23 protein-coding genes are annotated in these 24,045 nt (G+C 73.6%); 5 read left to right on the top strand and 18 right to left on the bottom strand.

Going from position 1 to position 24,045, the window contains the following annotated elements; translation table 11 throughout:
* Nucleotides 1–6: 6 nt before the first annotated feature.
* The 5 genes from O7546_RS15940 to O7546_RS15960 all read right to left on the bottom strand — a co-directional run bounded on the left by O7546_RS15940 (nucleotide 7) and on the right by O7546_RS15960 (nucleotide 5,987).
* Nucleotides 7–1,350, bottom strand: coding sequence for a PLP-dependent aminotransferase family protein (locus tag O7546_RS15940; protein WP_194799270.1), 1,344 nt, complete (start codon nucleotides 1,348–1,350; stop codon nucleotides 7–9).
* Between the two features lies 1 nt (nucleotide 1,351).
* Complete coding sequence (locus tag O7546_RS15945) at nucleotides 1,352–2,455, bottom strand: alpha-hydroxy acid oxidase (RefSeq protein WP_194799269.1); 1,104 nt, start codon at nucleotides 2,453–2,455, stop codon at nucleotides 1,352–1,354.
* Nucleotides 2,448–3,416: an alpha/beta hydrolase gene (locus O7546_RS15950; protein ID WP_194799268.1), complete on the bottom strand. Its 969-nt coding sequence runs from the start codon at nucleotides 3,414–3,416 to the stop codon at nucleotides 2,448–2,450. Before O7546_RS15950 ends, O7546_RS15945 begins: the two co-directional genes overlap by 8 nt.
* The gene (locus O7546_RS15955; protein ID WP_194799267.1) at nucleotides 3,413–4,636 is read right to left on the bottom strand and encodes a cytochrome P450; all 1,224 of its coding nucleotides are present in this window, start codon (nucleotides 4,634–4,636) and stop codon (nucleotides 3,413–3,415) included. The genes O7546_RS15950 and O7546_RS15955 overlap by 4 nt, the downstream gene beginning before the upstream one ends.
* Nucleotides 4,637–4,703: 67 nt before the next feature.
* Nucleotides 4,704–5,987 (bottom strand): SGNH/GDSL hydrolase family protein, encoded by a 1,284-nt coding sequence (locus tag O7546_RS15960; protein WP_281601163.1) that lies wholly within the window; start codon nucleotides 5,985–5,987, stop codon nucleotides 4,704–4,706.
* 312 nt (nucleotides 5,988–6,299) lie between these two features.
* Here O7546_RS15960 and O7546_RS15965 point away from each other — a divergent pair, with 312 nt between their 5' ends.
* The 5 genes from O7546_RS15965 to O7546_RS15985 all read left to right on the top strand — a co-directional run bounded on the left by O7546_RS15965 (nucleotide 6,300) and on the right by O7546_RS15985 (nucleotide 10,907).
* Nucleotides 6,300–7,862: an AMP-binding protein gene (locus tag O7546_RS15965; RefSeq protein ID WP_269697106.1), complete on the top strand. Its 1,563-nt coding sequence runs from the start codon at nucleotides 6,300–6,302 to the stop codon at nucleotides 7,860–7,862.
* The gene (locus O7546_RS15970; protein ID WP_194799265.1) at nucleotides 7,859–9,079 is read left to right on the top strand and encodes an MFS transporter; all 1,221 of its coding nucleotides are present in this window, start codon (nucleotides 7,859–7,861) and stop codon (nucleotides 9,077–9,079) included. The genes O7546_RS15965 and O7546_RS15970 overlap by 4 nt, the downstream gene beginning before the upstream one ends.
* A gap of 84 nt (nucleotides 9,080–9,163) precedes the next feature.
* Nucleotides 9,164–9,556: an MmcQ/YjbR family DNA-binding protein gene (locus O7546_RS15975; RefSeq protein WP_194799264.1), complete on the top strand. Its 393-nt coding sequence runs from the start codon at nucleotides 9,164–9,166 to the stop codon at nucleotides 9,554–9,556.
* The gene (locus tag O7546_RS15980; protein ID WP_269697107.1) at nucleotides 9,553–10,185 is read left to right on the top strand and encodes an HAD family hydrolase; all 633 of its coding nucleotides are present in this window, start codon (nucleotides 9,553–9,555) and stop codon (nucleotides 10,183–10,185) included. The genes O7546_RS15975 and O7546_RS15980 overlap by 4 nt, the downstream gene beginning before the upstream one ends.
* Before the next feature lie 41 nt (nucleotides 10,186–10,226).
* Nucleotides 10,227–10,907, top strand: a complete 681-nt coding sequence (locus tag O7546_RS15985; RefSeq protein ID WP_194799262.1) for an SGNH/GDSL hydrolase family protein — start codon at nucleotides 10,227–10,229, stop codon at nucleotides 10,905–10,907.
* A 247-nt stretch (nucleotides 10,908–11,154) separates the two neighbouring features.
* Here O7546_RS15985 and O7546_RS15990 read toward each other — a convergent pair whose 3' ends face one another.
* The 13 genes from O7546_RS15990 to O7546_RS16050 form a co-directional block, all read right to left on the bottom strand.
* Nucleotides 11,155–12,504: a hypothetical protein gene (locus tag O7546_RS15990; protein WP_281599177.1), complete on the bottom strand. Its 1,350-nt coding sequence runs from the start codon at nucleotides 12,502–12,504 to the stop codon at nucleotides 11,155–11,157.
* A gap of 3 nt (nucleotides 12,505–12,507) precedes the next feature.
* Nucleotides 12,508–13,473, bottom strand: a complete 966-nt coding sequence (locus tag O7546_RS15995) for a transketolase C-terminal domain-containing protein (RefSeq protein ID WP_194799260.1) — start codon at nucleotides 13,471–13,473, stop codon at nucleotides 12,508–12,510.
* Nucleotides 13,474–14,445, bottom strand: coding sequence for a thiamine pyrophosphate-dependent dehydrogenase E1 component subunit alpha (locus tag O7546_RS16000; RefSeq protein WP_194799259.1), 972 nt, complete (start codon nucleotides 14,443–14,445; stop codon nucleotides 13,474–13,476).
* On the bottom strand, nucleotides 14,442–15,239 hold the full coding sequence (locus O7546_RS16005) for a DUF3050 domain-containing protein (RefSeq protein WP_194799258.1): 798 nt from the start codon (nucleotides 15,237–15,239) through the stop codon (nucleotides 14,442–14,444). The genes O7546_RS16000 and O7546_RS16005 overlap by 4 nt, the downstream gene beginning before the upstream one ends.
* 2 nt (nucleotides 15,240–15,241) lie before the next feature.
* The gene (locus O7546_RS16010) at nucleotides 15,242–16,165 is read right to left on the bottom strand and encodes a phytanoyl-CoA dioxygenase family protein (protein ID WP_194799257.1); all 924 of its coding nucleotides are present in this window, start codon (nucleotides 16,163–16,165) and stop codon (nucleotides 15,242–15,244) included.
* Entirely contained in the window at nucleotides 16,162–17,238 is a 1,077-nt protein-coding gene (gene hppD / locus O7546_RS16015) for a 4-hydroxyphenylpyruvate dioxygenase (RefSeq protein WP_194799256.1), read from the bottom strand. The genes O7546_RS16010 and hppD overlap by 4 nt, the downstream gene beginning before the upstream one ends.
* 62 nt (nucleotides 17,239–17,300) lie before the next feature.
* Entirely contained in the window at nucleotides 17,301–18,563 is a 1,263-nt protein-coding gene (locus O7546_RS16020) for a beta-ketoacyl-[acyl-carrier-protein] synthase family protein (RefSeq protein WP_194799255.1), read from the bottom strand.
* A complete protein-coding gene (locus tag O7546_RS16025) occupies nucleotides 18,560–20,179 on the bottom strand; it encodes a class I adenylate-forming enzyme family protein (protein ID WP_194799254.1) in 1,620 nt (539 codons plus the stop codon). The genes O7546_RS16020 and O7546_RS16025 overlap by 4 nt, the downstream gene beginning before the upstream one ends.
* Entirely contained in the window at nucleotides 20,176–20,676 is a 501-nt protein-coding gene (locus tag O7546_RS16030; protein WP_194799253.1) for a hypothetical protein, read from the bottom strand. Before O7546_RS16030 ends, O7546_RS16025 begins: the two co-directional genes overlap by 4 nt.
* A gap of 104 nt (nucleotides 20,677–20,780) precedes the next feature.
* On the bottom strand, nucleotides 20,781–21,911 hold the full coding sequence (locus tag O7546_RS16035; RefSeq protein WP_194799252.1) for a beta-ketoacyl synthase N-terminal-like domain-containing protein: 1,131 nt from the start codon (nucleotides 21,909–21,911) through the stop codon (nucleotides 20,781–20,783).
* The gene (locus tag O7546_RS16040) at nucleotides 21,904–22,149 is read right to left on the bottom strand and encodes an acyl carrier protein (protein WP_194799251.1); all 246 of its coding nucleotides are present in this window, start codon (nucleotides 22,147–22,149) and stop codon (nucleotides 21,904–21,906) included. The genes O7546_RS16035 and O7546_RS16040 overlap by 8 nt, the downstream gene beginning before the upstream one ends.
* Nucleotides 22,149–22,412, bottom strand: a complete 264-nt coding sequence (locus O7546_RS16045; protein WP_018784085.1) for an acyl carrier protein — start codon at nucleotides 22,410–22,412, stop codon at nucleotides 22,149–22,151. Before O7546_RS16045 ends, O7546_RS16040 begins: the two co-directional genes overlap by 1 nt.
* A 180-nt stretch (nucleotides 22,413–22,592) precedes the next feature.
* On the bottom strand, nucleotides 22,593–23,990 hold the full coding sequence (locus tag O7546_RS16050) for a fatty acid--CoA ligase family protein (protein ID WP_281599186.1): 1,398 nt from the start codon (nucleotides 23,988–23,990) through the stop codon (nucleotides 22,593–22,595).
* Nucleotides 23,991–24,045 lie beyond the last annotated feature (55 nt).

Here is a 24,045-nt window from a genome sequence, read left to right on the forward strand (position 1 = left end):
ACGGCATCAGGAAACACGCACTGTGCCGGAACCCTGACACTCCGGCGTCGCATCGCCGTTCATGGTGTCCGTGACCAGCGCGGCCAGCCGGTCCAGGCCGACATCGATCGACTCCGGTGTGACGGCGCTCACCGACAGCCGTAGCGCGTTGACCGGTGTGCCCGCGTCGTAGAAGTGCGCCATCGGCGTCCAGAGCACGCCGTACTCGCGGGCCGAACGGTGCAGCAGCGCGTCGTCGACAGCGAACGGCACGCTCACCACCACGAAGAATCCGCCCGCCGGCACCGTCCAGGTGACCGGCCCGCCGGCCGGGAAGCGCCGGGCCAGGCCGTCGGCCAGATGGCGCAGGTTGCGGGCGTACGCGGCCCGCTCCCGCACGTTCGCGGCCACCAGCGAGCAGTCGTGCGCCAGCAGCGCGCCGCCGATCACCGCCTGGCTGATCGGCGACGTGTTCACGGTGACCATGCTCTTGATCTTCGCGAGATGGTCGGCGAACGGGACCACGGTGCCGTCCGCCTCCCCCACCCGTTGGTCGGCGACCACGTAGCCGACCCGGGCGCCTGGCAGCACGGTCTTGGCAAACGACCCGAGGTAGACCACCCGCCGCGCGGTGTCGAGCGCCTTCAGGGTGGGCCGCCGCTCGGTGCCGTCGGCCGGGAACAGGCCGTACGGGTTGTCCTCGATCAGCAGCAGGTCCTCCTCGGCGGCCAGCTCCAGCAGCCGCCGCCGCTGCGCGGTGTCCATGCTGACGCCGGACGGGTTGGCGAAGTCGGGCATCACGTAGCAGCCCCGGGGCCGCAGCCCCTCCGCGCGGGCCCGGCGCACCCCGGCGCGCAGGTCGGCCAGGTCGACGCCGCCGGGTCCGCCGCCCACCGGGCGCACCGGCAGGTCGACCAGGCGGGCCGCGCCGGTGAGCCCGACGTACGTGGGCGCCACCGCGAACAGCACGTCGGCCGGACCGGTCCGCAGGGCGCGCAGCACCAGGAACATCGCCTCCTGGCAGCCGACCGTCACCACCATCGACTCCGGGTCGACGGCGAGGCCCTCGTCCACGGCGAGGTGCCGGGCGATCAGGTGGTGCACGATCCCCTTGGTGCGCCCGTACTGCAACAGCGTCCGGTCCACGCCGGCCCGGTCCAGCCCGACGTCCTCGGCGAGGTGGCGGCGGAAGCGGTCCAGGTGCGTGTGCAGCAGCGCGGAGTCGAAGAACTCCTCGTACGGCCGCCCGGCCGCCAGCGACACCGCGTCCGGGTAGTGCTGGGCCACCTCGTTGAGGAAGTTCATCGAGTTCAGCGCCGGGTCGCCGACGCTGCCGTGCAGCGCCGAGACGGCCAGGTCGACGGGTTCCACGTCAGCCTCCGATCCGGGTACGCAGCCGCCGGGCCGAGGCCGGGTCGGGGCAGCCGCTGAGGATGAGGGCGTCACGCAGCTCCGCCGCGAGCAGCGCCAGTGCCGCCTCGGCGCCGGCCCGGCCGCCCGCCGCGAGCGCCCAGAGCAGTGGCCGGCCCAGCAGCACGCCGTCCGCGCCGAGCGCCAGCGCGCGCAGCACGTCGACGCCGCCGCGGACGCCGCTGTCCAGCAGCACCTCGCACCGCTCGTCGACCGCCTCGACCACCTCGGGCAGCACTGCCGCGCTGGCCGGGGCGGCGTCGAGCTGCCGTCCGCCGTGGTTGGAAACCACCACGGCGTCGACGCCGGCGTCCGCCGCGCGGACCGCGTCGCGCGGGTCCAGGATGCCCTTGACGAGCAACGGCACCCGGGTACGCTCCCGCAACCACTCCAGGTCCGCCCAGCTCAGCGCCGGGGCGAACACCGCGCCGGTGTGCACCGCCACCGCCGAGACGCCGGGGGTGCCCTGGTGCGCCAGGTCGTCCCGGCCGCCGGGCAGGTTCGCGGCGGTGACGTGCGGCGGCAGCGCGAACCCGTTGCGGGCGTCGCGCAGGCGCCGCCCGAGCACCGGCACGTCCACAGTCACCATCACCGCCGCGCAGCCGGCCGCCTCCGCCCGGTCGAGCAGGTCGGCCACCAGCGCCCGGTCGCGCAGCCAGTAGAGCTGGAACCACACCGTCGCGCCGGTCGCCGCGATCTCCTCGATCGGCGTGCTGGACAGCGTGCTCGCCACGTACGGCACGCCCGCCGTCCGGGCCGCCGCCGCGAGCGCCGGCTCGCCGTCGGGGTGCAGCAGCCGCTGGTACGCCATCGGTGCGACAGCCACCGGCAACGCGGCCCGGCCGCCGGGCAGCACCGCCTCGGTGGACGGGTCGTCCACCCCGGCCAGCATCCGGGGCAGCACCGCCACCCGGTCCAGCGCGGCCCGGTTCGCCGCCAGGGCGGTCTCGGTGCCGCTGCCGCCGTCGACGAAGTCCCACACGTCGGCCGGCAGGACCGCCCGGGCGAGCGCGGCGAACTCGGCCAGGCTGGCCGGCGACACGAACCCGTCCGCCGGGTCAGCCATGATCGGCACCCGTCGCCACGTGCGCCGGGTCGAGCCCGAACACGCGGCGCAGGAAGGCGGCGGCCCGCTCCTGGGCCTGCCGTCCGGCGCCGAACACGCCGGGCATGGCGAAGAACCCGTGCACCATGCCCGGGTAGTCGTCCGTCTCGGTGGGCACACCGGACTCGCGCAGCCGCTCGGCGTACCGCAGGCCCTCGTCGCGTAGCGGATCGTGCCCGGCGGTGACCACGAACGCCGGGGGCAGGCCGGACAGGTCCTCGGCGAGCAGCGGCGACGCGAGCGGGTGGGCGGCGTCGCCGGGGTCGACGAGGTAGTGGCCGCGGTACCAGCCGACCGAGTGCCTGTTGAACAGCATCGGGTCCTCGTCGTCGCCCGGCCGGTGCCCGGGCCGCTGGTCGGTGTTCGGGTAGACGAGCAGCTGGGCGGCGAGCCGGGGACCGCCGTCGGCGCGCGCCAGCAGCGTCACCGCGGCGGCCAGGTTCCCGCCCGCGCTGTCCCCGCCCACCGCCAGCCGGTCGGCGTCGACACGGAACTCGGCGGCATGCGCGGCGAGGTGCCGCAGCGCGGCGTGGCAGTCCTCCACCGCCGCCGGGAACGGGTGCTCCGGGGCGAGCCGGTAGCCGACGGTCACGGTCTGGACGGTGGCCAGGTTGACCAGCCGCCGGCAGATCCCGTCGGCCGTGTCGACACTGCCGAGCGTCCAGCCGCCACCGAAGAAGTAGACGAGCGTGGGCAGCGGACCGTCACCGTCCGGCCGGTGGATCCGCACCGGCAGCGGCCCGGCCGGGCCGGGCACCGTCGTGTCGCGTACCTCGGCGACCGGCTCGACCGCGCCGGACCCGGCGCGGATCGCGGCGAGGTCGGCGGCGCGGGCCTCGGCCAGGGTCTGGGTGTAGAGCGGCACGGTGCCGGCGGCGGCGCGCGCGGCCCGCCACGCGACCACCTGCGGATCGAGTGTCATCCGGCCTCCCCGGTGGTGACGAAGAGTTTGTCGATTCCACGCAGGAACAGGCTCCCGCTGTACGTGTAGGGCTGGGTGACGGCGAGCCGGGGAAAACGCGCGAACAGGCGCGGCAGCGCCAGGCGGCCCTCCAGCCGGGACACCGCCGAGCCGAGGCAGAAGTGCAGCCCGACGCCGAAGGCCAGCGACGGCGGGCCGGCGCGGTGCGGATCGAAGCGGTCCGGGTCGGGGAACCGGGCCGGGTCGCGATTGGCGGCGGCGATGAGCAGCAGCACGTTGTCGTCGCGGCTGATCGGCACGCCGCCGAGGTCGACGCCGGCCGGCGCGGAGCGGGCCAGGAAGTGCACCGGACTCTCCATCCGCAGCACCTCCTCCACGCAGCCGCGCGCCAGCTCGTCGTCGCCTGGCAGCGCGGCGGTGACGTCCGGGTGGTCAAGCAGCAGCGGCAGACCGTTGCTGAACATGTAGACGGTGGTGACGAAGCTGGCGTTGAACAGCACGATCAGGTTGCTGATCAACTCCTCCTCGGTGAGGTCGACGCCACCCGCGTCGAGCACCTCGACCAGCCCGCTGATCAGGTCGTGGCCGGGCGTGCGGCGGCGGTGGGCGATCAGGTCCCGGTAGTAGACGCGCAGTTCCTCGGCGGCCTGGTTGGCCCGAGCCAGCCGCTCCGGCGTCTTGCCGGACACGTCCATGTACTCGTCGATCCAGTCGACCCGCTGCCGGTACCAGGTCAGGTCGGCCGCGGGCAGGCCGATGAACTCGGCCATCACCAGCGCCGGGACCGGGTACGCGAAGTCGGCCACGAAGTCCACCTCGTGCCCGCCCGCGCCCGCCTCGGCCAGGTGGTCCAGGCGTTCGGCGACGATCCGCTCGATCACCGGCTCCAGCGCGCCGAGGCGGCGCGGGGTGAACGTCTTGGCGAACACCGCGCGCATCCGGGTGTGGTCCGGCGGGTTGACGAACATCATCGAGGTGAGGAACGTGCGCAGGATCTCCTGCTCCTCCCAGCCGGGCGGGAAGCCCTTGTACCAGCCGGGATCGCGCAGGATCTGGTCCACCACGTCGTACCCGCCGGCGACCGCGCTCACGGTGCTGTGCTCGGCCCGGGCCGGCACGGCGTTTATCGGCCCGTGCTCGTGCAGGGCCGCGTAGAAGGGATAGGGGTTCTGCCGGCCCTGCTCGCTGTACAGGCCGGTCAGGATCTCGCTGACGTCCACTGTCTCTTCCTCCCCAGGAAAACGGTGGCGGGGGCGGCGTCGTGTCGACCGCCGCCCCCGCCCGGTGTCACAGTCCGAGCAGCTTCAGTGGTACGGCGTTGGCCATGACCGCGGCGCCCGTGTCGTTCGGGTGGATGTGGTCACCCGAGTCGTACGCCGGCAGCAGCCGACTCGGCTGGGCCGGATCCCGCATCACCGCGTCGAAGTCGACGATGCCGTCGAACTCGGCCCGGCCGGGCCCGCGCAGCCAGGTGTTCACCGCCTGGCGGGTGGCGTCCTTCTCCGGGGTCCACACGCCCGGCCCGCCGTTGCCCTCGTACGGCATGAGCGTGCCGGCGATGCTGGTCAGGCCCCGCGCCTGGACCTGCCGGTTGAGCTGGCGCAGCGCGGCGATGATCGCCTCGGGGCTGTCGCCGTTCATCCAGATGTCGTTGATGCCCAGGTGGGTGATGACGGTCCGCACCCCGGTCTGCGGGAACACGTCCTCGTTGAGCCGGGCCAGCGCGTTCGGGCCCAGCTCGTAGTAGCCGGGGAAGTTGTCCGCGCCGGGCTCGGTGCCCTCGTGGTTGAGCCGGTTGCCGGCCAGGCTGAGGTTGAGCACACCCGGCGTACGCGGCTCCGGGCGGGCGTCGATCAGCCGCTTGGCCAGCAGGTCGGACCAGCGCTGGTCGGCGTTGACGGTGCTGCCGTTGCCGTCGCTGATGGAGTCACCCAGCACCACCACCGAGCCGGGCGTGGCCTTGCGTTCCACGTCGATGCCGGACAGGAACATCCAGCAGCAGTTGGGCCGGATGGTGAAGCCGGTGCCCTCGGCCGCCGAGGTGAGGTCGGTGGCGCCGATGAAGTTGGTGACCCGGGACTGGCCGTGGAACGTGACCGGCCCGGTGAGCACCGGGAAGTACAGGGTGACGACCAGGTCCTCCTGCTCGGCCACCGGGAAGGCCACCGGGTCGCTGAGCAGTTCGGCGCCCTTGTTGATGGTCGCCGAGCCGGCGCCGGAGAACGTCAGCTGGCGGACGCTCGACCCGACGATGTCGGACAGGTCGTCCGGGGTGGCGGTGTTCGGCCGGGCGATGGTGGCGCGGCCGACCTGGACGGCCTGCTCGCCGTACAGGTTGGTCAGCCGCACCCGCAGGCGCGGGCCGCCCACCGAGGTCTGCACGGTCATCCGGATGCTCTGGTTGTTCAGGCCGGTGTTGGTCAGGCCCACTGTGTTCCCGCGGGTCACCGCGGCGGCCCAGGTCCCGGCCCACTCGGCGCGCCCGTGCCCGGCGCGGTCGTTCCCGGTCGGGCCGGCGCTCGCCGTGACCGCCGGGGTGGCGGCGATCAGCAGCGTGACGGCGGAAGCTATGACGTGCCATCTCTTCGGGGTCGGCATCGATCCTCCATGGTCGGCAGCCCCGGGCGTGACGCGGTCGGCGGCACCGGCCCGGGCGATGGACCGGAAACTAGCTTCCGGCTGTGACGAGCGTCAATCAACCTGATCGACATGATCAAATGCCCGCGGGACGGGACGCAGCGACGATCGGCTCTGTCCGCCGTGGACCGCGGCTGCCTAGGCTCGGGGCTGGCGGCGGTGCGGTCGCCGACCCTGGCACCTGCCGTCTTGTCCCGGCCCTGACCTGGCCGGACGCCGCTCGCGGACCATGATGGGGGCTGCCCGATGACCGACCGGCCGAACTATGTGCACGAGGCGCTGGAGCTGTTCGCCGGGTTCGGCGACCGGGAGGCGCTCGTCGGCGGCGGACGCCGCCTCACCTACCCCCAGGTCGCCGCCGAGGTACGCGGCCTGGCCGCCGCGTTGCACCACCACGGGGTACGCCCCGGCGCCGCGGTGCTGGTGATGCTCGGCAACACGGTCGAGGGGCCGCTGCTGCAACTGGCCCTGCACCTGCTCGGCTGCCGGAGCATGTGGGTCGCCCCGGTGACCTCGCGGCGGGAGGTCGACGAGTTCGTCGCGCTGTCCGCGCCGGAGGCGTTCGTCCACGACCCACGTGACGCGCAGGCGGTGGAGATCGCGGCGGGCCTGTCCGGCGTACCGGTGCTCTGCCTCGGTCCCGGCGGCGCCGGACCGGACCTGACCGCCCGGGCCGCCGGGCCGGTCGCGGAACCGCCCGCCGGGGTGCCCGCGCCGGAATCGTTCCTGCAGACCAGCGGCACCACCGGCACGCCGAAGCTGGTGCACCACCGGGAGAGCTTCTACCGGCAGGTGCTCGCCCTGGCCGCCGACTTCCGGGGCGCCGGGTACCCGCTGCTGCGGCACCTGTCGCACTCCCCGATGTGGCTGGCCAGCGGCCAGATCACCACACTGTTCAACCTGTTCACCGGCGGCGTGCTGTTCCTGCGCGAGCAGTGGGATCCGGCCGCCTTCATCGCCACCGTGGACGCCGAGCGGCTCACCTCCACCTTCGTCACCCCGCCGATGCTCTACGAGGTGCTCGACCACCCCGACCTGCCGGGCGCCGACTTCTCCGCCATGTTCATGTTCAACGTGGGCGCCGGGCCCGCCGCGCCGGCCCGGCTGCGCCAGGCCATCGCCCGCTTCGGCCCGTGCCTGCGCATCGTGTACGGGCTCAGCGAGGCGGTGGTCATCTGTGCGCTGCCGGGGCTCACCGAGGACCCGGAGCACCCGGAGCGGCTGCGGTCCTGCGGCCGCCCGTACGGCGACGTGACGGTGGAGATCCGCGACGCCGACGGCCGGGCGCTGCCCGCCGGTTCCGACGGCGAGGTGTGGGTACGCACCAAGCTGAGCTTCGCCGGCTACCACGGCCGGCCGGAGCTGACCGCCGAGACGCTCGTCGACGGGTGGGTCCGCACCCGCGACATCGGGCACCTCGACGCCGACGGCTACCTCTACCTGGTCGACCGGTTACAGGACCGCATCCTCACCCGGCAGCGCAGCTGGCCGATCTACTCCCGCCCGATCGAGGACGCGCTCGCCGGCCACCCCGAGGTACGCGCCGCCGCCGTCATCGGCGTACCGGACCCGGTGGCCGGGGAACTGCCGCACGCGTACGTGGTGCCCGCGCCGGACGCGTCGGTGACCGGCGAGGAACTGATCGCACTCGTGGTCCGGGAACTGAGCGAGACGTGGGCGCCCGGCGCCGTCGAGTTCGTCGACGCGCTGCCGCTGAACCGGTCCGCGAAGGTGGACAAGCGCGCCTTGCGTGCCCGGTACGCCGCCGGTCATCCGGCCGGCGCCGACCCGATCGGCAGTCCGGCGTGAACCCGCGCCGGGAGTTGTACACCCTGGTCGGCGCCGACCTGCTGTCCAACCTCGGCACCCGGATCTCGGTGGTCGCCATCCCCTGGCTCGTGCTGGAGACCACCGGCAGCCCCACCAAGATGGGGCTCGTCGCCGCGGCGGAGACGCTTCCGTACATGCTCTCCAGCGCGCTCGCGACCCCGTGGGCGGACCGGTTCGGGGTACGCCGTACCTCGGTGTTCGTGGACGCGGCGAGCGCCGTCGCGATGGCCGTGGTGGCGCTGGCGCCCTGGCTCGGCTTCGGCACGCTGCTGGTGCTGGTGGCGATCGCCGGCGGGCTGCGCGGCATCGGCGACCGGGTCAAGCACGTGCTGTTCAAACCGGCGGCCGAGCGGGCCGGCGTGCCGCTGATCCGGCTCACCAGCGCCTACGACGGCCTGGCCCGGGGCATGACGCTGTTCGGCGCGGTGCTCGGCGGGCTGCTCATCGACTGGGTGGGGCTGACCCGGGCCATCTGGATCGACGCGGCCACGTTCGCGGTCTGCGCGCTGCTGATCGGCGTGCTGGTCCGGCCACCGGCACCGGCGCAACCGGCGCCCCGGGAGCCCTACCTGCGGGCGCTGCGCGGCGGCTTCGCGTACCTGCGCACCGACCGGACGCTGATGATCATGCTGATCGTGGTCTCGGTGTCGAACATGTTCGCCAACGCCAGCGTCGCGGTCTGGATCCCGCTCTGGGTCAACCAGGTGCTCGGCGACCCGGCCGGATTCGGTCTGCTGCTCGGCGTCTTCTCGGCCGGCGCGCTGCTGGGCAACCTGCTGTTCACGATGTTCGGCACCCGGCTGCCGGCCGGGACGACGTTCGCGCTCGGGCTGACGCTCAGCGGCGCACCCCGGCTGCTCGCACTGGCACTCAGCGACGACCTGGTCGTGGTGCTCGTCGTGACGTTCCTGTCCGGCATCGGCATCGCGGCGGTCAACCCGCTGCTCGGCGCCGCCCTGTACCAGCGGGTGCCGGGCGAACTCCAGACCCGGGTGCTGGGCATCTCCGGCTCGGTGGCGTTCCTCGGCCTGCCCGTCGGCGCGCTGCTCGGCGGCTGGTCGGTGGCGCTGCTCGACCTGACCCCGGCGCTGCTGGTGATGTCGGTGGTCTGCCTGGTGCTGACCGTCGGACCGCTGCTGCTGAATCGCGCGTCCCGCCGCCCAGCTGCGGAACCGGCCACGCCCACCCCGGTCTGAGCCCGCCGGGTCCGAGCCTGCCGGTCCGCTCTGAGCCTGCCGGTCCGGGCCGCGGTGTCGGGGGGCGGCGGTAGGGTCGGGGCCATGGCGACCTGGGACGACGTGCGGCGCATCGCGCTGGCGCTGCCGGAGACCACCGAACGACCCACGTACGACCAGGCGCCGGCCTGGCGCGTGCGCGACAAGTCGTTCGTCTGGGAACGGCCGCTGCGGCGCGGCGAACTCGAGTCGCTCGGCGACGCCGCGCCGGACGGCCCGATCCTCGGCGCGCGGGTGCCCGACCTGGGCGCCAAGGAGGCGCTGATCGCCGACGACCCGGCGGTCTACTTCACCACGCCGCACTTCGACGGCTACCCGGCAGTGCTGGTCCGGCTCGACCGCATCGGCGTGGACGAGCTGACCGAGCTGGTCACCGAGGCGTGGTACGCGCGTGCCCCGAAGCGGCTCGCCACCGCCCACCGGGCGGAGACCGCGTGACCGGCCCGGTGGAGGCGATCGTCTTCGACATGGACGGCACGCTCGTCGAGTCGCACGCGGTCGTGCCGGCGGCGTACCGGGCGGCGGTGCGGGCCGGCGGCGGCCCGTCGTACACCGACGCCGAGGTCATCGCCGGCTACTCGATCGGCTCCCCGGCGGACCTGCTGACGCACCTGCTGCGGCGGCCGGCCTCCGGCGACGACCTGGATCGCTACCACGCCGAGCTGGATGCGCTCGCCGGGCGGGTACGCGTCTACCCCGGCGTCGCGGACGCGCTCGCCGAGATCGCCGCCCGGGTGCCGGTCGGCGTGTTCACCGGCGCGAGCCACCGGGCCGCCGAGATCCTGCTCGACCGGGCGGGCCTGCTCGGCCACTTCCAGGTCGTCCTCGGCGGCGACCAGGTCGACCGCCCGAAACCGGCGCCCGACGGCGTGGAGGCGGCCTGCCGGCACCTCGGCGTGCCACCCGGCCGCGCCGCGTACGTGGGTGACTCACCACTGGACGTACGCGCCGCCCGGCACAGCGGCGCGGTCGCGGTGGCCGCCGCGTGGGGCCACCAGTACGACCCCGACGAGCCGGCCGACCTCAGCCTGTCCCGGCCCGGGGAGCTGCTGGCCCTGCTGCCCTGAGCCTCTTTCCCGGCGCGGGACGCTCGGCTAGCCTGCCGGTCATGCCATCGACGTTGACCGAGGCGACCGACCCGTGGTGCCTGCGTCCGGGAGAGGCCGCCGACCTGCTGCGCGGGCACCCGTGGCGCCGGTTCGTGGTGCTGGGCGACAGCGTCGCGGAAGGGCTGTGCGAGCCGGCCGACGGCTACCCCGACCTCCAGTGGGCCGACCGGATCGCGGCCGAGCTGCGCGCGGTCCGGCCGGAGCTGGCCTACCTCAACCTGGGCCGGCGCGGACTGCGCGCGCACGAGGTCCGGGCCACCCAGCTCGCCGACGCGCTGGCCTTCGAACCGGACCTGGCCCTGGTGGTGTGCGGCGGCAACGACGCGTTCCGGTCCGCCTACGACGCCGAAGCGGTCGACGCCGAGCTGACCGCCATCATCACCGCGCTACGGGAGGCGGGGGCGGACGTCATCACCGTGGGCATGTTCGACGTGTCGCACAGCCCGGCGGTGCCGGAGACGCTGCGCGCGGCGCTCGGCGAGCGGATGCGCCGGCTGTCCCGGCACACCCGGGGCGTGGCCGAACGGCTGGGCACGCTGCACGTCCACCTGACCGACCATCCGCTGGTGGCCGACCCGTCGCTGTACAGCAGCGACGGCCGCCACGGAAGTGCCCGCAGCGACGCCATAGCCACCGCCGAAACCCTGAAGGTCCTCGCCACCCACCTCCCCCACCCCTGACCCGCCCTCCCCCTGCCCGGCCCGGCCCAACCCAATCCGCCGATCATGAAGTTGGCGGCGCTGAGCGTCCGATTTGTTCCCGCCAACTTCATGATCAGCGGGGCCGGGGGCAAGGGTCGAGCGCCCGACCCCGGATCCACGTTGTTGACCAAGGAGTTCGGGTCGCTGACGCCTCCCCGTGAGGACAGAAACTCCTTGATCAACGCTGGGAGGGAGGGGGACGGGGGTGGACGGGGAAGGACCGGGGTCAGTCCGTCAGGAGGATGCCGGTCAGGAGGACGCCTCTCGCCAGGTTGAGCACCTCGTCGCAACCCGGGTAACCGACCCGCGCGAGCGCGCCGGACCCGGTGCGGTCGAACAGGTACGGAGCGAGGCTGTACGGGACGTCGGCGGTGACCGTCTCACCGGTCTCGATCTGCACGAAGTCCATCGCCACCCGGTCCGCCTCGTGGTAGCGCTGCAGGATGTTGCCGCCCTCGTCGATCGCCGCGCGTACCCCGTCCGCCCACGCCACAGGTGTCATCTCCCGGCCGATCAGCACGCCATGCCCGGCCGAGCCACCCGCCGGCTTGGCTACCAGGTCGGCCTGTTCGGCGAGCGCCCGGTCGAGCTGGTCGGCGGTGAGCGCTACGGTGTGCGGCACGTACCGGCGGATCAGCGTCCGGTCGTCCGCCGGCAGCAGGTCCAGGTCGTCCCAGAGCCAGGCGTAGTTCAGCTTGTTGCTGAGAAGCCAGGCGGCGCTGCTGACGAACATCGGCAGCGTGCCCGCGGCGAGCGCACCGGCCACCGCGTCCAGCCCGGCGCTCGGCGTGACCCGGTTGGGCACGAACAGCCGGAACAGGGCGTCCACCGGCGCGCCGCCGACGACCAGCCGGCTCTGCGCCTCCAGGGTGGCGGTTGCGACCGGGGCGATGACCAGGTCGATGCCGAACGGGCGGGCCTGGTCGATCAGCGGGGACAGGATCCGGATGAACGTCTCCGGGTCGTCCAGTCCCGGGTAGTCGGCGTCGAAGTCCATCAGCAGCGCCACCCGGGCGCCGTCGGGCAGGCCGAGCGTGTCCCGGATGGCCACGAACCGCTGGTCCAGCAGTGAGGGCGCGGGCCGGGTGCCGTCGAGCAGGTCATGGGTACGGTACAGCTCGGCGTACCGCTGGATCACCGTGTCGGCGTCGAAGCCGCCGCCGAGGCTGCTGTCGATGTTGTACTCCACGATGCACGGCACGCCGCCGGAGAACAGCACGTCCGGCCGGTACGCGGCGAGCAGCCCCTCGTGCAGTTCCTCGTCCGGATCGAGCAGCCGGGTCTCGCCGTCCGGCACGTCGAGCAGCAGGCGCAGCTCACCGGCGGTGCGGGCACGGCGCCGGCAGGCCTCCAGGATGAGCTGCGCGATGCGGTCGCAGACCTCGTTCAGCTCGCGGAACGCGTCGGCGGTGAACACCGGCGGGCGGGCCAGCCGCCACTGCTTGTTGTACGTGGCCCGGCCGTGGAAGATCTTCTCCCACGCCGCGGCACCGGTGGTCACCATCGCGGTACGGGTGGACTCGGGCAGGTCGGTCCACGCCTGGCCGAGCGGCGGCCACGTGTAGTTCGGGTCCATCGTTCATCCGTCCTTGAGGGTCAGTTGGATGGCGGCGGTGAGCTGTTCGCGGCCGGGTTGCACGGCCCGGTCGAGGGCGGGCGCGAAGGGCAGCACCGCGCCGTCGGGGCGGGTCACCCGGCGGGGCGGCGCGGCCAGCCGGACCCGCTCGACCACCGTGGCGATGATCTCCCCGGCGATGCCGCAGGAGCGGTTGCCGTCGTCGACGACGACGAGCCGCCCGGTGCGGCTCACCGACTCGACGAGACCGTCCCAGTCGAACGGGTAGAGCGTGCGGGGATCGAAGACCTCCACCGAGGCCTGTCCGGCGAGTTCCTCGGCGACGGCGAGCGCGTCGTGCACCAGGTGCCCGACGGCCACCACCGTCACGTCGGTACCGGCGCGGCGGACGATCCCGCGACCCAGCGGCACCGGCGCCGGGTCGGTGACGTCGGCGCGCAGGTCCAGGGCGCCGGCCGGGGCGAAGACCACCACCGGGTCGTCGCAGCGGATCGCGGAGACCAGCAGCCCGTACGCGTCGGCCGGGGTGGCCGGTACGACTGTGGTCACGCCGACGTGGGCGAACAACGCGTACGGGTGGTCGGAGTGCTGCCCGGCCCAGCCGGTGCGGGAGCCGGAGCCGGGCACCACGTAGGTCACCGGCACCGCACACTGGCCGCCGGTCATCAGCGGGAACTTGTGCGCGTGGTTGACGATCTGCTCGAAGACCAGGAACAACAGCGACGGGATCTGGAACTCCACCACCGGGCGGGCCCCGGCCAGCGCCGCGCCGGTGGCGAAGCTGGTGAACGCCTGCTCGGACAGGGGTGTGTCGCGGACCCGTTCCGGGCCGAACTTCTTCAGCAGGCCGGTGGTGACGTTCGCGGCGGCCACCCGGATGTCCTCGCCGAGCACCACGACCGACTCGTCGCGGGCCATCTCGTCGGACAGCGCCCGGGTGAGCGCCCTGCGGTAGGAGAGCCGGGGCATTCAGCCACCTCCGGTCCGGGCGGTGAGCCCGCTGGCGTACAGGTGGTCCAGGGCGGTGGCCGGGTCGGGGTGCGGCCCGGCGAGCGCGTAGGCGACGGCGGCGTCCAGTTCCGCCTCGACGGCGGCGTCCACCTCGGCGCGTGCCGCCGGGTCGAGTCGTGCGCCGGCGATGTCGACGGGATCGCGGGACCGTCCCTCGGCCACCTCCTCCGGCGGCCGGTAGTCGAGGCGTACCTGATGTTCGAAGGTGTGGTGGGCGTCGAAGCGGTAGGTGCGGGCCTCAACCAGCTCGGGGCCGCCGCCGGCGCGCATCCGCGCGACGGCGGCGGCGGTGACCTCGCGTACCGCCTCCGGGTCCTGCCCGTCGACGACGGCGGCCGGCATGCCGAAGGCGGCGGCCCGCCCGGCGATGGTGCCGGCGACCGCGCCGTCGACCGGCATGGTGGTGGCGTAGCCGTTGTTCTCGCAGACGAACAGCACCGGTATTCGCCAGAGCGCGGCCAGGTTGAACGCCTCCAGCAGCATGCCCTCGTTGACCGCGCCGTCGCCGAAGAAGGTGGCGCCGACGATGTCGGCGCCGCGCCGCCGGCGCTCCCACACCGCTCCGGTGAGGATCGCGCCGGCGGCTCCGACGATGGCGTTGGCGCCGAGGACGCCGACGCCGAAGTCGGCGGCGTGCATCGACCCGCCCCGGCCCCGGTTGAGCCCGGTGACCCGGCCGCACAGTTCGGCCAGCATCCGGGCCGGGTCGGCGCCCTTCGCGAGCACGTGCCCGTGCCCGCGGTGGGTGCCGGTCACCAGGTCCTCGGCGCCCAGCGCCGCGCAGACGCCGGCGGCGATCCCCTCCTGGCCGAGGTACGGGTGGATGCCGCCGACGATCTCGCCGGCGCGGACCAGCTCGATCGCGCGTTCCTCGAAGCGGCGGATCAGCCGGACCGTCCGGTAGAGCCGGAGCGGGTCGGAGCCGGTCACGCCGGACGGCCCTCCTTGACGGCGGCGAGGATGTCGTCCCAGAGGCGGGCGCGGGCGGCCAGCGCGGCGTTCACCGTGTCGGCGCACTCCTGCCACTTGGTGTCGTCGTCGCCGCACAGGTCGGCCAGCATCTGCATGGCCATCGGGGTGTGCTGCTCGCCGTCGACCTCGATGTGCCGCTCCAGGTAGTCGACGAACTTGTTCAGCCGGTTGCTGCGTTCGTTGACGGCGACGACCTGGGTGAACATCTCCGGGATGAGGTCCTCGCGGCCGAACGCGAACGCCGCGGCCTGGCAGTGCACCGGGGTGGTCTCGATGATCCGCCAGGTGGTGCCGGCGAACGCGGCGGACGCCGCGGGGACGCCTGCGGCGCCGAGCGCCTCGGTGACCGGGGTGCCGTCGCGCAGCAGGTCGACCAGCTTGTCGACGGCTGTGGTGTCGGCGCCGGCCTCGGTCATGCCCTGCACGTACAGCTCGAAGTGGCTGATGTAGCCGTCGCCGAGTTCGTCGCTCTCCTCGACCATGACGATGTCGTTGATCAGGCGGCGGCTGCCGGTCGGCCCGGTCGGGATCCACGGCACCGTGACGCAGGTGAGCTGCCGCTGCAGCGACTTCAGCAGGGACATGAAGTCCCAGACGGCGAAGACGTGGTGCTCCATGAACGTGACGAGCGCGTCGTGGGTGTCGAGGTTGGCGTAGAGGGGGTGCTTGACCACCACGTCGCGGCGCTCGGTCACCGCCCGCTCCAGCCGCTCGATGCCCGGGTGCGTCTTACCCCAGTCGTACCGTGACATTGTCAGCCTCCCTGCTGGGCGCGGTCGCGCCAGATGACCGGGCAGTAATCGGGGTCCGCGTAGTCCGGCCGGCCCTCGTGGGTGCGGCGGACCAGCACGTCGTGGTTGTACGCGGCGAGCGTGCCGTCGGAGAGCGGATACTCCCGCCAGGCGTTGTCGCCGTCCTGCAGGTGCAGCGAGATGGCCCGGCGGGGCCGTCCGCTGACGTTCGCACCGCTGCCGTGGTAGGTGCGGCAGTGGTGGAAACTCATGTGTCCCTTGGGGATCACCATGGGGATCTTGCGGATCTGCGCGCCGTTGTACGCCGCGTTCTCGGCGAGCATCGCCTCGAGCTGGTCGCGGTCGCGGTCGGCGAAGTGCCGCACCACCGTGTCGTCGGCGCCGATCTCCCGCCAGCGGTGGGAGCCGTCGACCATCGTGATCGTGCCCATCTCCTCGCCGCAGTCGTGGAACGGGATGAACGCGGTGAGCATGTTCTCCGACGACGAGGACGCCCAGTAGTGCTTGTCGAAGTGCCAGGGCACGATGTTCGACGGCTCACCGGCGATCGGCGGCTTCCAGATCAGCGTGGACTGGAAGATGCGAATCTCGGCGGCGCGGGCCAGCCGGGCGGCGACCGCTCCGATCAGCGGCTTGCGCAGGATGCGGGCGATGCCGTCGTGCTCGTGGTGGACGTAGTCGTTGTGCCGCTGCACGTCGCCCTTGGAGGGCTCCCAGTAGGCCAGCTTCGGCGGGCGTACCGGCAGGCGGCGGTCGCGTTCCCCGGCGTAATAGCCGTCGGTGGCGGCGACCAGCTCGTCCACCTCGTCGTCGGTGAGCAGCTTCTTCGACAGGTACCAGCCGTGCTCGGCGTAGTGCCGGACGTCCTCGTCGGAGGGAAGCAGCGCCTCCTCCTCGGCGGTCAGCCCGGGATCGATGGTGGTCATGCCGTAACCCCTTCCGCCGCGGCCAGCTCGCGTTCCTTCGCTTCGTAGAGCGCCTTGATGTTGCCGCTGCCGAAGGTGCGCGCCCCGCGCCGCTCGATGAGTTCGAGGAAGAGGGTGCGGCGCACGTGCATCGACTCGGTGAAGATCTGCAGCAGCTGCCCGTCGTGGTCGGAGTCGACCAGGATGCTCAGCTCACGCAGCCGGTCCACCGGCGCGTCCAGCCGGCCGACCCGCTGCTCCAGGCCGTCGTAGTAGGCGCCGGGTGTGCTGGCGAAGCGCACCCCGCGCCCGGCGAGCGCGCCGACGGCGGTGACGATGTCGTCGGTACGCAGACCCAGGTGCTGCACCCCGGCGCCGGCGTGCCAGCGCAGGAAGTCCTCGATCTGCCCCGGCCGGGCGCCGGTGTCCGGCTCCAGCAGCACGAACGTGACGGTCCCGGAGGGGCTCTGCACCACCTTGGAGTTCATCGCCTGACCGGCGACCTCGATGTGCTCGGTGAAGATGTCGGCGAAGCCGAACACCTTCTCGTAGTGCGCGACGGTCTCGTCGAGCTGCCCCGGCGGCACGCAGATCGCCAGGTGGTCCACCTCGGCGAGCAGTGTGTCCGTGCCGTCCGGCGCGGTCACCGGCTCGATCGCGCCGGGCAGGAACACATTCGGGTCGCCGCGCCGCTCGACGAGGCGGTGCACCACGTCGCCGAAGCCGCCGACCTCGGCCACCACCACCTCGGCGTCCGCGCCGGTGAAGGTGCGCGGCGGGCTCAGCGCCGTCGCGCCACGGTCCACCAGTTCCGCGTACGCCCCGGCGGCGTCGTCCACGGCGAGGGCCACCACGGCGATGCCGTCGCCGTGCCGGTGCACGTACGTGGCCGCCGGGTGCTCGGCGGACAGTCCGGTGGTCAGCAGCAGCCGGATGCCGGCCTGGGCCAGCAGCAGCGACCGCTGCCCGTCCAGCCCGGTCTCCGGACCGCCCTGCCCGCACAGCCGGAAACCGACGGCGTTGTCGAAGTAGAAGGCCGCCTGCCGGGCGTCCCCCACGTACAGTTCGAGATGATCTATCCCGTTGATGGTCATATGGGCTTCCCCTGTTCCCCCCGTGATCGCGACCCGGACGGACGCCCGGGACTGGAGTCCGGTCAGCCCGCGGCCGGGGTGGCGGCCCGGCGGGCCGGCCCGGAGAGCCGGCGCAGGAGCAGACTGACGTTCTGGCCGCCGAACCCGAACGAGTTCGTCAGCGCGTGGCCGGCCCGGGTGGGCCGGGGCACGGCGCGGACGTGGTCCGCCTCGCACTCCGGGTCCGGGTCGTCCAGGTGGTAGGTGGGTGGCAGCAGGCCACTGTCGAGCGCCAGCGCGGTGGCGGCGGCCTCCAGCACCCCCGATGCGCCGAGCAAATGCCCGGTGAGCGCCTTTGTAGAGCTGACCGGCACGCCACCGGTGCCGAACACCCCGGCCAGCGCGACCGTCTCGGCGACGTCACCGAGCTTCGTGCCGGTGCCGTGCGCGTTGACGTACCCGACGTCGGCGGGCACGACCCCGCCTGCCGCGAGGGCCCGGCGCATGCACGCCGCCGCACCGGCGCCGTCCGGCCGTGGCGCGGTCGGGTGGTACGCGTCGGTGTTCGCCCCGAAGCCGGCGACCTCGGCGTAGCCGCGCACACCCCGGCCGTCGGCGTGACCGGCGCGCTCCAGCACCAGCAGTGCCGCTCCCTCGGCCAGTACGAACCCGTTGCGCCGCTTGTCGAACGGGCGGCTCGCCTCGGTGGGCTCGTCCCAGCCCCGGGCCAGCGCCCGGGCGTTGCCGAACGTGTCGGCGAACGTGCCGAACAGCGGCGCCTCGCTCGCCCCGCACACCACCACGTCGGCCTCGCCGGCGCGGATGAGGCGTACCCCGTCGGCGACGGCCTGGGCGCCGGAGGCGCAGGCCGTGCCGACCGACGAGCTGTAGCCGCGGATGCCGTGCGCGATGGCGATCCGCGCCGACGGCATGTTCGGCAGGATGCCCGTGAGCAGGTACGGGCTGACCGCCGCCCGGCCCCGTGCGGCCCGGGCGAGCACCTGGCCCTCCAGCGTGGACATTCCGCCGACACCGCCGACGATCACCGCGACGCGCTCCGGGTCGACGTCGCGGCCCACCTCGATGCCGGCGTCGGCGAGCGCCTCGGCGGCGGTGATCAGGGCGAGCAGCACCACCCGGTCGAGCACCTTCGTCTCCGGTCCGGAGGCGACGCTGCGCGGGTCGATGTCCGGCAGCACCCCGGCCACCTCCAGGCTGCCCGCCGCCGGGTGTCCCTCGGGCGGGCGGCGCAGCCCGGACCGGCCGGTGAGCAGGGCGTCGAACGTGTCCGCCGCGCCGCGCCCGGCCGGGGTGAACAGGCCCATACCGGTGATGACGGCGGTCACGACGGCGCCTCGGTCAGGTAGCGCTCGCGCAGCGCCACCTTGCGCACCTTGCCGGTGACGGTGACCGGGATGTCGTCGGCGCGTACCGGCACGATCCGGCGCAGCGTGGCGGCCACGTCCGGGCCGAGCGCGGTACGGATGCGCTCGGTGCGGTCCGCGTCGGGGTCGGCACCGGCGGCCAGTTCCAGCAGCACGTCGGTGGTGACGGTGCCGTCGTCCGCCTTGACGATCACCACTGTGCAGTCGGTGACGTCGGGGCTGGCGGCGAGGATGCGTTCCTCGGACAGCGCGGTGAAGAACCGCTTCCCGTCGCCGGTCTCGACCGAGTCGACCGCCCGGTCCAGGTGGTAGTAGCGGCCGTCGTCGTCGGCGTACACCAGGTCGCCGGTGAGGTACCAGCCGCGCAGCCGGAACCGGTACGTGGTGACCGAGTCGTTCCAGTAGCCGCGGAACAGCGACGGCGAGTCGATGCCGAGCCAGCCCACCTGCCCGGGCGGCAGTTCGTTGCCGTCGGCGTCGAGCACGGCGACCCTGGTGAACCGGTACGGGCGGCCGACGCAGCGGCCGTACCTGCCGGTGTCGGTGGTGTGGGTGATGTGGAACATCGAGTGGCCCATCTCGCTGGAGCCGAGGCCGTCGATGAACACCGACCCGGGTACCCGGGTGACGCCCTGACGGGTCACCACGTCCCGGGAGCCGACGGCGACCAGCCGCCGTACGTGCGGCTCGTGCGAGCAGTCGCCGGTGTTGAACCACAGCCGCACCGAGTCCAGGTCGTAACCGGACAGGTCGAAGCGGGCCAGCTCGGCCCAGGTGACCGAGAAGCCGAACACGCCGTCCGGGCGCCACCGCTGGATCGCGTCGAGCACCCGTTCGCCGCCCTGCTCGGAGAGCAGGAACATCTCCGCCCGGTTGCCGAGCGCCTGGTTGACCATGAGCACCGTGGCGGTGTGCGGTGCGGGCAGGGCGTTGAGGATGCGCGTGGTCCCCTGCGCCTGCGGCATGGACAGCAGGTGGCGGGTGGCGGCGAACAGGCTGGCGTGCGAGTGCAGCACCGCCTTCGGCACGCCCGTGGTGCCGGAGGTGTGGGTGATGACGATCGGGTCGTCCGGGTGGTGCCGGTAGTGCGCCGGTGCCGCGTCCGGGTCGCCGGTGCCCGCCTGCGCGGGTTCGCCGATCATCGGGGCGCCCAGGTCGTGCCCGGCCAGCGCCTGGGCGTGCGCGGCGTCGGCGAGCACCCCGGCGGCGCGTAGCCGGCGGATGTACTCGGCGGCGATCTCGGGGCGCAGCCTGCCGTTCATCAGCGCCGGGATGGCACCCAGGCGGGTCAGCGCCAGGAACGACAGCACCATGTCGGCGGCCGTACCGGCCCAGACGGCGATCGGGTCACGGGGTTTCACCCCGCGTTCGTGCAGCCAGGCCGCCCGGGCGGCGACCATCCGGTCGAGACGGCCCAGGGTCAGCGGGGTCTCGGCCGGGTGGCCGTCGATCTCGGTGTCGAACGTGAGCCCCGGCCCGTCCGGGTCGGCGCCGTGCGCCAGCACCCGGGCGAGCACGTTGCCCGCGCCCAGTTCCGCGTCGGCCGCGAGCGCGCCGCGCAGTCCCTTCGTCCTCATTGACGTGTTCCCTCCCCCAGCAGCACCGCGGTCGCCTCGCCCGGCGTACCGTCCGGTGCCAGTTCGATCAGGATCAGCAACGCCTGTGCGGCGTCGCCGTCGTACAGCAGCAGGTCCGCCTCGGCCTCCCCGTCGGCCCGCGGGTCGCCGGTCGGGCTCAGGCACACCACCGGCCCGTCCAGTCCCCAGCGCGCCGCGACGTGCCCGGCCACGCTGTTCGGCACCGACTGGAAGAAGAACAGCGGCCCGATCCGCCCGCCCGCGTCCACAGTGGCGCGGACGTGCGCCGCCCCGGCGGTGTCCCCGCCCGCGCTGACCAGCACCACAGCGATGCGGTTGCCCGGCGGCAACGGCCCGTCGCCGTACCGCCGCGCGAGGCACCGCTCGGCGACCGCGACCACGAGAGGCGCGAACGGCGAGTGCACGAACCCCGGCACCCCCGCCGGCCCTGCACCCTCATCCCCCGCCTCGGGCCACCGCGCCTCCGCGAGCGCCACCACCCCTGCGCGCGATCTTGCGGTTGGTGCCCCCTCGGCGGGCGTTGTGCCCGTTTCGCCGGGGCCGGAAGTGCAAGATCGCGGAGGGCTGGGCACGGAGGCGGTCATGGGACGCTCACCAGGAGTGCGGTGTTGGCGCCGCCGAAGGCGGCGTTGAGGGTCAGGGCGTGTCCGGTGCGCGCCGGGCGCGGGGCGTCGCGGATGACGTCCAGCGGGCACTGCGGGTCGGGGCCGAGCCAGCCGGCGGTGACCGGCAGCTTGCCGTGCCGCAGGGCCAGCACGGTGACGAGCAGCTCCAGCAGCCCGGACGCCTCCAGCGCGTGCCCGTGGACCGACTTCGTGGAGCTGACCGGCAGCCGCCCGGCGTCCTCGCCGAACACCCGGACCAGCGCCGCCGCCTCGGAGGCGTCGCTGAACGGGGTGCCGGTGGCGTTGGCGTTGACGTAGCCGATCGCGTCCGGGGGCAGCCCGCTGCGGCGCAGCGCCGCCTCGACCGCCCGGGCCAGCCCGAGCCCGTCCGGGTGCGGCTGGCACGGGTGGTACGCGTCCCCCGCCCGGCCCCACCCGGCCACGCTCGCCAGCGTCTCGGCGCCCCGCCGGGCGGCGGCACTCGCCGACTCCAGCACCACGGCGGCCACCCCGTCGCCCAGCAGCAGGCCCTTGCGGCCGGCGCTGAACGGGCGTACCGCGCCGTCGGCGGCGAGCGCCCGCCCGGCGTCGAACAGCGCGTACTGGTCCGGTTCGACCAGGTAGCCGGCCGCGACCACGACCCGCTCCAGGTCGCCCCGGCGGATCAGCGCCGCCGCGTCGGCGACCGCGCTGCTCGCCGACACGCAGGCGGTGGTGTAGATCCGGGTCCGCCCGCCCAGGCCGCACCGCGCAACCAGGTGACCGGCCAGCGCCGGCACGGTCGGCTCCTCCCATCCCTGCGGTACGGGCAGCGAGTACGGCCCGCCGTGGGTGGCCAGGAACAGCGCCGACTCCGCCCGCCCGGCCCGGTCCAGCCCGGCGGCCCGGGCGGCGGCGTCGATCGCCTCGGTCAGCTCGCCGGCGAGCGTGCCGACGTCGGGCACTGTGGCCGCCACCGTCACCCGGCGGCCGGTGGTGTCGAAACGGCGCACCGGCGCGAACGCCGGGGTACCGGTGAGCACCCCGGCCAGCAGCGCGTCGGCGCCCCTGCCGAGGGCGCTGAGCGCGTACGTGCCGGTGATCCGTACGGTCTCCCGCTCAGCCATCTGCGGGAGCGGTCAGAGAGCCACGGAACACCGCGAGCGCGTCGTCGACGGTGCGGATGCCGGCGAGTTCGTCGTCGCCCAGGTCCAGCCGGCGGTCGTACCGCTGCTCGACCATGTGCACGAGCCAGGCCAGCTCCATCGAGCCGAGCCGGTCCGGCACCTGGTCGGCGGGTTTCGCGGTCAGTTCGGCGAGCATGCTCACCAGGTCAGCTCGCCCCAGGTCGGGCTGACCGGACATCAGGACTTGTCGCTGTTCGCGGCCACCCGGTCGGCGACCATCGTGGTGAACTCGCCGACCGTCATCAGCGCCAGTTTCTCCGACTCGTCGTCGGCGAACTTCAGGCCGTACCGGTCCTCGACGCGGACCGCCAGGTCGGCCAGGGCCAGCGACTCCAGGTCGACGCCGGAGGGGCCGAGCGTGGTGTCGTCGTCGAGCTCCTCCACGTCGTAGTTCATGTCGGCGAGCTGTTCGACGACGAAGGTGCGGACCTCGTCTCGCATGGGTTCAGACCTCTTCTCCGTGTACCGGCTGACGGTGCCCGGTCGGGACACCGTGTGCGTGGGAACCGGCGGGGTCGGGCGCGCGGGTGGCGCGTTGCCCGGCCGGTCCGGGGCGGGAATCGGGGTGCACGGGACGCCCGGCGGGCGTCCGGTGGGTGTACGGCTCGTACAGCGGGCCGGTCACGACGCCGCGTCCCGCAGCGCCGGTACGGACCGGACCAGCTTCCCGGTGGTGGTGCGGGGCATCTGGTCGAGCAGCCGCAGGGTGCGGGGACGTTTGAAGCCGGCCAGCCGCTCGGCGATCAGCTTGTCCAGCGTGTCCTCGGTCAGTGAGCCGTCCGTCTGGACGTACGCGGTGATGCCGTCGTCCCAGACCACCACCGCGGCGGTGACGCCGGGCAGCCCGGCGACAGTGGCCTCCACCTCGGTCAGGTCGACCTTCAGGCCGCCCACCGACACCTGCGAGTCCAGCCGGCCCTTGATGGTGACCAGACCGGTGCCCGGGTCGACCACGCCGGCGTCGCGGGTGTGCAGCCAGCCGTCGGCCCACCGGGTCGGGTCGGCCAGTCCGACGTACGGGTTGTCCGGGCAGCTCACCCACAGCTCGCCGGCGCGCTCCCGCACCTCGATGCCGAGGGCGGGCGCGATGGCGGGACGATGCCGCCCGTACAGGTCGGTGCCGATGACGCCGACCTCGGTCATCCCGTACATGTTGCCCAGCGGCACGCCGTAGCGGTCGGTGAACGCGTTCGCCACGGCGGCGGACACCAGCTCGCCGCCGGTGGTCATGCGCTTGAGCTGCGGCAGCGGCCCGGCGGGTGTGGTGGAGGCGAGCAGCCCGATGTGGAACGGGACGCCGAGCACGGTGGCCGGGGTGTCCTGGGCGGCGACGGCGGCGAGGATCGCGTCGCCGCTGAGCCGCTCCGGCGGGCACAGCTCGACGCCGGCGTGCAGCCCGTAAAGCAGGCCGCCGACCAGGCCGAGCACGTGCACCATGCTGGGGAGCAGGATGATCCGCTCACCGGGCAGCGCGACGCCGTCGATACGGGTGTAGCGGTGCACCTCGGCGACCAGGTCGGCGGCGGTGCGGCCGATCACCTTGGACGGACCGGTGGAGCCGGAGCTGAGCTGGATCACCGCGTGCGGGCTGCCCGCCGGGCGGTCGGAGTACGCGCTGACCCCGGCGGTGACGTCGACGAAGATCCGCAGCGCGCCGCCGCCGGAGCGGACCGGTGCGACCACCACCTGCGGGCTGAGCCGGCGCAGCGCCTGGTCGACCTCGTGGTCGGTGAGCCGGTGGTCGAGCAGCACCGCCTGGGCGCCGGTACGCCAGGTGGCGAGCAGGTACGCCACGTACGCCAGCGAGGGCGGCAGGCGCAGCGCGGCCGCGCCTCCGGCACGGAGCCCGGCCCCGGCGAGCCGGTCCTGCGCCTCGCCGACGAGCCTGCGCAGCGTGCCCTTGTCGACCGGTTCGGGCAGGCGCAGGCAGACGTCGGTGTCGCGGCCGGTGAACAGGATGTCGTCCACCCAGTTCACCGTCGTCGAGGCAGGATCTTCCGCCACGGGATGTGCAGTCACGACCAGCCACCGTTCCACTGAGGAACTGGGCGGATCCGCCCAGCGGGTACGTCGT

Source organism: Micromonospora sp. WMMA1976, assembly GCF_027497335.1.
GTDB classification, from domain to species: Bacteria; Actinomycetota; Actinomycetes; order Mycobacteriales; family Micromonosporaceae; genus Micromonospora; species Micromonospora aurantiaca.